The organism is Streptomyces sp. LaBMicrA B280 (genome assembly GCF_049222185.1).
Lineage (GTDB): Bacteria > Actinomycetota > Actinomycetes > Streptomycetales > Streptomycetaceae > Streptomyces > Streptomyces murinus.
Genome location: NZ_JBMJCT010000019.1, coordinates 102,906 through 113,042, shown reverse-complemented (window position 1 = coordinate 113,042; position 10,137 = coordinate 102,906). Strand labels below are relative to the sequence as shown.

The 10,137-nt window shown below is 74.1% G+C and carries 10 protein-coding genes; 8 read left to right on the top strand and 2 right to left on the bottom strand.

The annotated features are described in order from the left end of the window. A partial coding sequence (locus ACLF5H_RS18455; RefSeq protein WP_421677101.1) for a methionine adenosyltransferase domain-containing protein occupies positions 1–499 on the top strand: 499 nt, incomplete at its 5' end. A gap of 88 nt (positions 500–587) precedes the next feature. Here the strand turns inward: ACLF5H_RS18455 and ACLF5H_RS18450 are convergent. Next, positions 588–1,397, bottom strand: coding sequence for a S1 RNA-binding domain-containing protein (locus ACLF5H_RS18450; protein ID WP_421677100.1), 810 nt, complete (start codon positions 1,395–1,397; stop codon positions 588–590). Between the two features lie 145 nt (positions 1,398–1,542). Between ACLF5H_RS18450 and ACLF5H_RS18445 the strand changes: the two genes are divergently transcribed. Then, entirely contained in the window at positions 1,543–3,702 is a 2,160-nt protein-coding gene (locus ACLF5H_RS18445; RefSeq protein ID WP_421677099.1) for a primosomal protein N', read from the top strand. 107 nt (positions 3,703–3,809) lie between these two features. On the opposite strand, the gene ACLF5H_RS18440 is transcribed toward ACLF5H_RS18445, so the two are convergent. After that, entirely contained in the window at positions 3,810–4,358 is a 549-nt protein-coding gene (locus ACLF5H_RS18440) for a hypothetical protein (protein WP_085562564.1), read from the bottom strand. Positions 4,359–4,641: 283 nt separating this feature from the next. On the opposite strand from ACLF5H_RS18440, the gene fmt reads away from it, so the two are divergent. From fmt to ACLF5H_RS18410, 6 genes are all read left to right on the top strand, one after another. Continuing rightward, the gene (fmt, locus tag ACLF5H_RS18435; RefSeq protein ID WP_421677098.1) at positions 4,642–5,574 is read left to right on the top strand and encodes a methionyl-tRNA formyltransferase; all 933 of its coding nucleotides are present in this window, start codon (positions 4,642–4,644) and stop codon (positions 5,572–5,574) included. A 173-nt stretch (positions 5,575–5,747) separates the two neighbouring features. Beyond that, positions 5,748–7,169: an RsmB/NOP family class I SAM-dependent RNA methyltransferase gene (locus ACLF5H_RS18430; RefSeq protein WP_421677097.1), complete on the top strand. Its 1,422-nt coding sequence runs from the start codon at positions 5,748–5,750 to the stop codon at positions 7,167–7,169. A 174-nt stretch (positions 7,170–7,343) separates the two neighbouring features. Next, positions 7,344–8,030 carry a ribulose-phosphate 3-epimerase gene (gene rpe / locus ACLF5H_RS18425; RefSeq protein WP_421677096.1) on the top strand — a complete coding sequence of 229 codons (687 nt, stop codon included), beginning with the start codon at positions 7,344–7,346 and terminating at the stop codon, positions 8,028–8,030. Between the two features lie 90 nt (positions 8,031–8,120). Continuing rightward, positions 8,121–9,164: a sugar-binding transcriptional regulator gene (locus ACLF5H_RS18420; protein ID WP_037650986.1), complete on the top strand. Its 1,044-nt coding sequence runs from the start codon at positions 8,121–8,123 to the stop codon at positions 9,162–9,164. Positions 9,165–9,290: 126 nt separating this feature from the next. After that, a complete protein-coding gene (locus ACLF5H_RS18415; protein ID WP_421677095.1) occupies positions 9,291–9,794 on the top strand; it encodes a ribonuclease domain-containing protein in 504 nt (167 codons plus the stop codon). Beyond that, positions 9,791–10,111 carry a barstar family protein gene (locus tag ACLF5H_RS18410; protein ID WP_421677094.1) on the top strand — a complete coding sequence of 107 codons (321 nt, stop codon included), beginning with the start codon at positions 9,791–9,793 and terminating at the stop codon, positions 10,109–10,111. The genes ACLF5H_RS18415 and ACLF5H_RS18410 overlap by 4 nt, the downstream gene beginning before the upstream one ends. The last annotated feature ends 26 nt before the right edge of the window (positions 10,112–10,137 follow it).

The window sequence follows — 10,137 nt, the reverse complement described above, 5'->3', positions numbered from 1 at the left end:
CTACCGTCTCCTGGTCAACCCGACGGGCCGGTTCGAGATCGGTGGCCCGATGGGGGACGCGGGCCTGACCGGCCGCAAGATCATCATCGACACCTACGGCGGCATGGCCCGCCACGGTGGCGGCGCCTTCTCCGGCAAGGACCCGTCCAAGGTGGACCGCTCGGCCGCGTACGCGATGCGCTGGGTCGCCAAGAACGTCGTGGCCGCGGGCCTGGCCTCGCGCTGCGAGGTGCAGGTGGCGTACGCGATCGGCAAGGCCGAGCCGGTGGGCCTGTTCGTGGAGACCTTCGGCACGCACAAGGTCGACACCGACCGGATCGAGAAGGCCATCGACGAGGTCTTCGACCTGCGTCCGGCCGCGATCATCCGCGACCTCGACCTGCTCCGCCCGATCTACGCCCAGACCGCGGCGTACGGCCACTTCGGCCGCGAGCTCCCCGACTTCACCTGGGAGCGCACCGACCGCGTGGACGCCCTGCGCAAGGCCGCCGGCGTCTGATCCCACACGTCGCGCCGAGGCCCGGCTCCCCTTCGGGGGGCCGGGCCTCGGCGTTGTCACCGGCCTCGTCGCCCTTCCGGGTCGGGGATCAGCCCGCGAGCCCCAGCCGGATCCGGCGCCCCGCGCGGTCGACATCCAGGATCCTGACCCGAAGCTCCTGACCCTCCTCTGGGCTCCGCCCGCCCAGTTCGTCGGAGTGCACCAGGCCCTCCACGCACTCGTCCACGCGCACGAAGACCCCGAAGGGGATGACCTTGGTCACCGGCCCGGCCAGGACGTCCCCGGCGGCCACGGCCAGCTCGTCCCAGGGATCGTCCTGAAGCGCCTTGAGGGACAGCGCGACCTGGCCCCGGCGGGTGTCCGGGGCGAGCACCTCGACGCGGATCCGCTGCCCCGGCACCACCACCTCCGCCGGATCCTCGAACCGGGACCACGACAGCTGCGGCACATTGATGAACCCGCTCCCCGGGTAGACCGGATGCCCGGGCTCACCGTCGATCCGCACGAAGACCCCGAAGCGGTGCACGGAGCACACCGTCCCCGCGACGACGTCCCCGCGCCCGAGACCCAGGAGGAAGCCGTACAACGCCTCGTCCTCGCACGCCCGCGCGGACAGCAGCGTCCGGCCGTCGTACCCGCCGCGCATCGTCACCTCCGCGCGGATCCGCTGCCCCACCGTGAGCACGTCCGCCGGATCCCGGACATCGCGCCAGGTCAGTTCGTGCCGAGGGACCCGACCTGAGGGCAGTCCCGGCGCGTCGCCGGCCAGCAGCACCAGCACATCGCCCCCGTCGAAACCGGCGACGGCGCCGGTCACCAACTCCCCGGGGGCGACGAGGCGTTCTCTCAGACATTCCAGCGGGTCAGGTGTCGGTCCGGTCATGGTCGGTTCGGTCATGGGGGCGAGCGTAGGCAGGGCCCCGGGCACGCCGGTAGCGAATTGACCGGTGGGTGCCCTACGGCGCGCGGCCGCGACCGGGACGAACTCGGGCGGGCACCGGCGCCCTGGGCCGTTGTCAGTGGGATTTGGTAAGAATGCAAGCGTGAGCAGCGAGAACGGGGGGCCCCGGGCGGACGGGGAAGGCGGGGCCGAAGGGGCGCCGCCGGAGCAGCTTGCGCTCATCCGGGAGAGCGTGCGCAAGGCCAGGACACCCCGGGCCAAACCGCGGACCTGGCGGGGCGCCGCGCTCGCGGAGCGACTGCCGATCGCCCGCGTGCTGGTCGACAAGGGCGTCCTCCACCTCGACCGCTACTTCGACTACGCGGTCCCCGCCGAACTGGACGAAGCGGCACAGCCCGGCGTACGGGTGCGCGTGCGCTTCGGCGCCGGACGACACCGGGTGCGCGAGGGCCGCCGCGAGGGCGGGGGCCTCATCGACGGCTTCCTCATCGAGCGGCGGGCCGAGTCCGACTACTCCGGCCCCCTCGCCGCACTCGCCCAGGTCGTGTCCCCCGAGCCCGTGCTCAGCGAGGAACTGCTCGGCCTCGCCCGCGCCGTCGCCGACCGGTACGCCGGCAGCCTCGCCGACGTCCTCCAACTCGCCGTACCGCCCCGCAGCGCCCGCGCCGAACAGCGGACCTCACCCACACCCCTGCCACCCCCCGAGGCACCGGACCCCGGCTCCTGGACGCGCTACGAACAGGGCGGCGCCTTCCTGCGGACACTGGCCGACGGCGGCGCCCCCCGGGCCGTGTGGGGCGCGCTGCCGGGACCGCGCTGGAGCGAGGAACTGGCCCGCGCCGTCGCCGCCACCCTCGCCTCGGGGCGCGGCGCGCTCGTCGTCGTACCCGACGGACGGGCCGCCGCCCGCGTCGACGCCGCCCTGACCGCCCTGCTCGGCAAGGGCCACCACGCCCTGCTCACCGCCGACGCCGGGCCCGAGAAGCGGTACGCGCAGTGGCTCGCGGTACGACGCGGATCCGTGCGCGCGGTCGTCGGAACCCGGGCCGCCATGTTCGCGCCCGTGGAGAACCTCGGGCTCGTCGCGATCTGGGACGACGGCGACGACAGCCACAGCGAGCAGCACGCCCCCCAGCCGCACGCACGCGACGTCCTGCTGCTGCGCGCCACCCTCGACAAGTGCGCCTTCCTGCTGGGCGGCTTCTCCTGCACCGTGGAGGCGGCCCAACTCGTCGAGAGCGGCTGGGCACGCCCCCTGATCGCCGGACGGGAAGAGATACGGCGGTCCGCGCCCCTCGTCCGCACCGTCGGGGACCAGGACCTCGCCCGCGACGAGGCCGCCCGCGCCGCCCGGCTGCCCACCCTCGCCTGGCAGGCGGCCCGCGAGGGGCTGCGGCACGGACCGGTGCTGGTCCAGGTGCCGCGCCGCGGATACGCCCCGCGCATGGCCTGCGACCGGTGCCGGGCGCCCGCCCGCTGCGTGCACTGCTCCGGGCCGCTCCAGGGCCAGGACGCGGGCGTGCTGCGCTGCGGCTGGTGCGGGCGCGCGGAGGGCAACTGGCACTGCCCCGAGTGCGGTGGCTTCCGGCTGCGCGCCCAGGTGGTGGGCGCCCGGCGCACCGCCGAGGAACTGGGCCGCGCCTTTCCCGCCGTACCGGTGCGCACCTCGGGGCGCGAACACGTACTGGACACCGTGCCCTCCGCGCCCGCGCTGGTGGTGAGCACCCCGGGCGCCGAACCGGTCGCCGAGGGCGGCTACGCGGCGGCGCTGCTGCTCGACGGCTGGGCCATGCTCGTACGACCCGATCTGCGGGCCGGTGAGGACGCGCTGCGCCGGTGGATCGCCGCGGGGGCGCTGGTGCGGCCGCAGGGCGAGGGCGGCACGGTGGTCGTGGTGGCCGAGCCGACCCTGCGGCCCGTGCAGGCGCTGGTGCGCTGGGACCCGGTGGGGCATGCCCTGCGGGAGCTGTCCGAGCGGGCCGAGCTGGGCTTTCCGCCGGTGTCCCGGATGGCGGCCGTGTCGGGGACGCCCGAGGCTCTCGCCGAGTTCCTGGCCGCCGTCCAACTGCCGTCGGACGCGGAGGTGCTGGGGCCGGTTCCGGTGCCGCCCGCGCCGCCCGTCGGTCCGCGCAGGCCCGGGGCGGCGCCGCCCGGCGAGCACTGGGAGCGGGCCCTCGTACGGGTCCCTCTGGGCAGCGGCTCGGCACTGGCCTCCGCCCTGAAGACCGCACAGGCCGCGCGGATGGCCCGGGGGAGCGGGGAGCCGGTGCGGGTGAGGGTCGATCCGCCGGACATCGGGTGAGGGCGGGGCCGGGCAGCGCCGGACGATGAGCGGGTCCGGCCCCTCCCGGAGGTCTCCCTGAGGTTCCCGGGAGGGCGGGGCCGGTGGCTGTCGCGCCGCGGGGCCGGTCAGCCGTTGCGCGGGCCCGGGAAGGCCGTCGGGCGGGCGTCCTCCCGGAAGGTGGGGCTGCCCGAGGTCGGCTGGGTGGGCATGGAGCGGGCGGCGGGGACCGTCGGCACCGGCATCGTGGGCAAACCGGCGTTCACATTGAGCGTGCGGGTGCCGGACGGCTCCGGGGTCCGCTCGGCCTCGGCGGCCGCCTGGGTCGCGGCGCGGCGGGCGCCGTAACGGCGGTGCACCGCCTGCTTGGTGACCCCGAGCGCCGAACCCACCGCGTCCCAGGAGAAGCCGAGCGAGCGGTCGAAGTCCACGGCGGCCGTGACCAGGGTCTCGACACTGTCGCGGAGTTCCTGGGCGAGACGGACCGTCGGGGCGGGGGCGCGTCCGTAGACGACGAAGCCCGTGGACGGGCCGGTGCGGCGCGGACGGTAGACATTGCCCAACTGGGCGGTGAGCGTGCGCAGTGCGTCCACCTGCCGACGGACCCGCTCGATGTCCCGCACCAGCAAGTGCAGGCTGGCCCGAGCCTGGGCGTCGTGGGTTGCATGGTCGGCCATGAACAAGCCTCTCGAACCGGCGTTGAAAGGAATCGGGCGGCCGAAGCGGCCCTATGTGGTCAACTCTTTCTTGACCAACGCGTATACGCTCCGCTGGTCACGGGGTGGGGGCGTGCGGGCATATGCGTACGCCGTCAGTCCACCCGTGCGCCGCCCCGATTCCAGTTGACGCGCGCGCCGGGCCAGTTGACCGGCGCCGTGCTCCGCGCGGTGCCGGTTCCCGGGCGGTCATAGACTGGTGCGCTGCCCGTCCGATCCCCGCCCGAGAGGCCCGATCCCGCCCATGAAGCTCGTCTTCGCCGGTACCCCCGAGGTCGCCGTTCCCGCCCTGGACGCCCTGCTCGCCTCCGGGCGGCACGAGGTGGCCGCCGTCGTCACCCGGCCCGACGCCCCCGCGGGCCGGGGCCGCAGGCTGGTCGCGTCGCCCGTGGCCGAGCGGGCGGAGGAGGCCGGTATCGAGGTGCTCAAGCCGGCCAAGCCGCGGGACCCCGAGTTCCTGGCGCGGCTCACCGAGATCGCCCCGGACTGCTGCCCGGTCGTCGCCTACGGCGCGCTGCTGCCCCGCGTGGCCCTCGACATCCCGGCCCACGGCTGGGTCAACCTGCACTTCTCGCTGCTGCCCGCCTGGCGCGGCGCGGCGCCCGTGCAGCACGCGCTGATGGCGGGCGACGAGATCACGGGCGCGTCCACCTTCCTCATCGAGGAGGGCCTGGACTCCGGGCCGGTGTACGGGACGGTGACCGAGGAGATCCGGCCCACCGACACCAGCGGCGACCTGCTCACCCGGCTGGCCTTCGCCGGAGCGGGGCTGCTCGCGGCGACCATGGACGGCATCGAGGACGGCACCCTGAAGGCCGTACCGCAGCCGGGCGAGGGCATCACCCTCGCGCCGAAGATCAACGTCGAGGACGCCGAGGTGGACTGGGCGGCGCCGGCGCTCCGCGTCGACCGGGTCGTGCGCGGGTGCACCCCGGCGCCCGGCGCCTGGACCACGTTCCGCGGCGAACGGCTCAAGCTCATCCAGCTCGCCTCCGTCCCCGAGCGGACCGACCTCGCCCCGGGCCACCTCGCCGCGGGCAAGAACAACGTCCACGTGGGCACCGGCTCCTACGCCGTCGAACTCCTCTGGGTCCAGGCCCAGGGCAAGAAGCCGATGCGCGCGGCGGACTGGGCCCGGGGGGCACGGATCGGCGAGGGCGAGACACTGGGCGGCTGAGGCCGGCCGTCCCGGACGAGGTCGACGGGGCGCCCCCGGTGGGCCCGGGGGCGAGGTGGCCTGTGCCCTGCCCCGCCGCGTCCACGCCCCTCTCCGCACCCCCGCACTCCCGGTCACCCCCTTCGACGTAGGCTTGGCCGCATACCCCTTTTCACCTCCGGAGCACCTTTTTCGTGAGCGAGCAGTCGCGGCGGGGCCATAAGCCCGCCAAGCCCTATCGGCGTCCCAAGAAGGACCCCGTCCGCATTCTGGCCTTCGAGGCGCTGCGGGCGGTGGACGAGCGGGACGCGTACGCCAATCTCGTGCTGCCCCCGCTGCTGCGGAAGGCGCGGGAGAAGGACGACTTCGACGCGCGGGACGCCGCGCTCGCGACCGAGCTGGTGTACGGGACGCTGCGCAGGCAGGGCACGTACGACGCCGTGATCGCCGCGTGTGTGGACCGGCCGCTGCGCGAGGTCGACCCGCCGGTGCTGGACGTGCTGAGCCTCGGCGCGCACCAGCTGCTCGGGACCCGGATCCCGACGCACGCCGCGGTGTCCGCGACCGTGGAACTCGCCCGGGTCGTGCTGGGCGACGGGCGGGCCAAGTTCGTCAACGCGGTGCTGCGCAAGATCGCCCAGAACGATCTCGACGGCTGGATCGACCAGGTCGCGCCGCCCTACGACGAGGACCCCGAGGACCACCTCGCCGTCGTGCACTCCCACCCCCGCTGGGTGGTCTCCGCGCTGTGGGACTCCCTGGGCGGCGGGCGCGCCGGCATCGAGGAGCTGCTCGCGGCCGACAACGAGCGGCCCCGGGTGACGCTGGTCGCGCGGCCGGGCCGGGCCACCGCCGAGGAACTGCTGCGTGAGGAGGCCGCGGAGGCCGGGCGCTGGTCGCCGTATGCCGTGCGGCTGGCCGAGGGCGGCGAGCCGGGCGCGGTCGAGGCGGTGCGCGAGGGCCGCGCCGGGGTGCAGGACGAGGGCAGCCAGCTGGTTGCCCTCGCGCTGGCCAACGCGCCTCTGGAGGGGCCGGACACCAAGTGGCTCGACGGCTGCGCGGGACCCGGCGGCAAGGCCGCTCTGCTGGGGGCGCTCGCCGCCGAACGCGGTGCGCTGCTCCTCGCCTCGGAGAAGCAGCCGCACCGGGCCGGTCTGGTGGCCAAGGCGCTGGCAGGCAACCCGGGGCCGTACCAGGTCATCGCGGCGGACGGCACGCGGCCGCCGTGGCGGCCCGGCAGTTTCGACCGGGTGCTGGTGGACGTGCCCTGCACCGGGCTCGGCGCGCTGCGCCGACGGCCCGAGGCGCGCTGGCGCCGGCGTCCCGAGGACCTGGACAATTTCGCTCCTCTCCAGCGCGCCCTGCTGCGCACTGCGCTCGACTCGGTGCGCGTCGGCGGCGTGGTCGGCTATGCCACCTGCTCTCCGCACCTCGCCGAGACCCGGGTGGTCGTCGCCGATGTGCTCAAGCAGTACCCGGACGCCGAACTGGTCGACGCCCGGCCGCTGCTGCCCGGGGTCCCCGCGCTCGGGGACGGCCCGGACATCCAGCTGTGGCCGCATGTGCACGGCACTGACGCGATGTACCTCGCGCTGATCCGCAGGACGGCCGGCTGACGGTCGCGAAGAGCGGCTGCGCGGTCCCTGTTTCACCGTGTGCGTCGGCTTCGTCGCCTTCGGTTATCCACAGGCACGGGCAGACCATCCGATGAGCAGCGGATCAGTATGATGAACGGTCTCGCCTGTGGACGGGCGCGAACATCAGTGCCTCGGACATGGCAGTCTTGGGGCATGGCCGCGCAGATCAACCCCAGCATCCTGTCCGCCGACTTCGCACGCCTCGCGGAGGAGGCCAAGGCGGTCCAGGGCGCCGACTATCTCCACGTCGACGTCATGGACAACCATTTCGTCCCCAACCTCACCCTCGGCGTGCCGGTGGTGGAGTCCCTGGCCCGTGCGACGGACACCCCGCTGGACTGCCATCTGATGATCGAGGACCCCGACCGCTGGGCTCCTCAGTACGTGGAGGCGGGCGCCTCGTCGGTCACCTTCCATGTGGAGGCGGCCGCCGCCCCGGTCCGTCTCGCCCGCGAGATCCGCGCCAAGGGTGCGCGCGCCTCCATGGCGCTCAAGCCCGCGACACCGATCGAGCCGTACGAGGACCTGCTGCCGGAACTCGACATGCTGCTGATCATGACCGTCGAGCCGGGCTTCGGTGGCCAGGCCTTTCTCGACATCATGCTGCCGAAGATCCGCCGCACCCGTGAGCTGATCGCCAAGCACGGCCTCCAGCTGTGGCTCCAGGTCGACGGCGGTGTCTCGGCGTCCACGATCGAGCGGTGCGCGGAGGCGGGCGCCGATGTGTTCGTGGCCGGCTCCGCGGTGTACGGGGCGCAGGACCCGGAGGAGGCGGTGCGTGCCCTGCGCGCCCAGGCGGAGACGGCCACCGCCAAGGCGTCCTGGGCATGCGACCACTGAGCCACGGCTACGTGAACGGTTGAGAGAACGCCGCCCATCAGGGCGGATCAGTTGCGCCGAATCTGCAAGGATGAACGGCGAATCCAGAGTGTGAACAGCAGTGAGGAGATCGCCGTGTCGGGTATGTCGGCGGGCCGGTCAGCCATGCGGATGGGACCCGCTGAGCTGGTCCAGGCGGCGGCCATGGCCCGCCGCTTCTACCTCGAGGGCAAGTCCAAGATCCAGATCGCGGAGGAGTTCGGCGTCAGCCGCTTCAAGGTGGCCCGGGTCCTGGAGACCGCTCTCGAACGGGATCTCGTACGCATCGAGATCCGCGTACCGGCCGAGCTGGACGCCGAGCGCTCCGACGCGCTCCGCGCCCGCTACGGCCTGCGGCACGCCGTCGTGGTCGAGTCCCCGGCCGAGGCCGAGGAGACCCCCGACCCCGAGAACCTCGGCGAGGTCGCCGCGGACCTGCTCGGCGAACTGGTCAACGAGGGGGACGTGCTCGGGATGGCCTGGGGCCGTTCCACCATCCACATGGCGGCCGCGCTCGACCGGCTGCCGCCGTGCACGGTGGTGCAGCTGACGGGTGTGTACGACGCCGGCACCTCCGAGCGCGGCTCGGTCGAGGCCGTGCGCCGTGCCGCGCAGGTGTCGGGCGGCGACGCCCACCCGATCTACGCGCCGATGCTGCTGCCGGACGCCGCCACCGCGGCGGCCCTGCGCAACCAGACCGGGATCGCCCGCGCCTTCGAGTACTTCGACAAGGTCACGGTCGCCTGCGTCTCCATCGGTTCCTGGGAGCCGGGCATCTCGACGGTGCACGACATGCTCAGCGACGAGGAGCGGGCGCACTACGCCTCGCTCGGTGTCGCCGCCGAGATGGCCGCGCATCTCTTCGACGCCGAGGGGCGCCGGATCGGGCGGGACCTCGGGGAGCGGTGCATCACCGTCAAGGCCGACCAGCTGCGCCGTATCCCGGAGGTCGTCGCGATCGCCGGTGGCCAGCGCAAGGCGTCCGCGATCGACGCGGTGCTCCGCTCCGGGCTGGTCACCAGCCTGGTCACGGACACCTCGGCCGCGGACTACCTGATGACGGCGGGCCCGACACCGAAGCCCGCGCTGAGCCGCCAGGACCCCGACGGGCAGTAAGGGGATCTGCGAGTAGGGGGCCTGCGGGACGCCGACAGGGCTGCGCGACGCCCCCGGCCGGGCGGGTGCCGGCCGGGGGCGTCGTCCTGTCGTCGTACCCGCGGCCGCCATGGCAGCATCGTCCGCATGTCGTCGTCGCTCCGCTCCGTCCCCCCGCCGCCCGAACGGCCCCGTCCCCGGACGTCCGGCCGGTCCCTGTCCCGGCCCCTGTCCCGGCTCTTCGCGGGGCTGCTCGTCGTCCTCGCCGTCCTGCTGGCCGGGTGCTCCCCGACGGCGACGACCGGCCACGGCACGACGGGGACCCGTACCGGCGCGTCCTCCGGGTCCGCCGCCACTCCCGGCTGGGCCAAGGGCATGGCGACCGTGTCCGCGTCGCGGCTGCCGGCCGAGGCGCGGCGGACGCTGGCGCTCATCGACCGGGGCGGCCCCTACCCCTATGCGCGGGACGGGATCGTCTTCGGGAACTTCGAACGGCATCTGCCGAAGCACCAGCGCGGCTACTACCACGAGTACACCGTGCCGACACCGGGCTCACGCGACCGCGGGGCGCGGCGTGTCATCACCGGGCAGGGCGGGGAGTTCTACTACACCGATGATCACTACAACTCGTTCCGGGCGGTACTGAGATGACCGAGAACCTCACCGACCGCCGGGTCGTCACCCTGGACCTCGCCGGGGTCACGGACAAGTCCGGCCTGATGGACGCCGTGGCACGCGCCCTCCAGCTGCCCGACTGGTTCGGCCGGAACTGGGACGCGCTCCTCGACAGCCTCTCCGACCCCCCGGTCTGGCCGCCCGAGGCCGCCGAACGCGGGCTGCTGCTCGTCGTCACGGGATGGGAACCGTACGCACAGGCCCGGCCCGACGAATGGCGGGTGGCCCGCGAGGTCTTCACCGAGGCGAGCGAGCGCACCGCGGCGCTGACGGTGGCTCTCGCCCTGGCCTGAGGGCCTTCGTACCGGCCGCCGTGCCT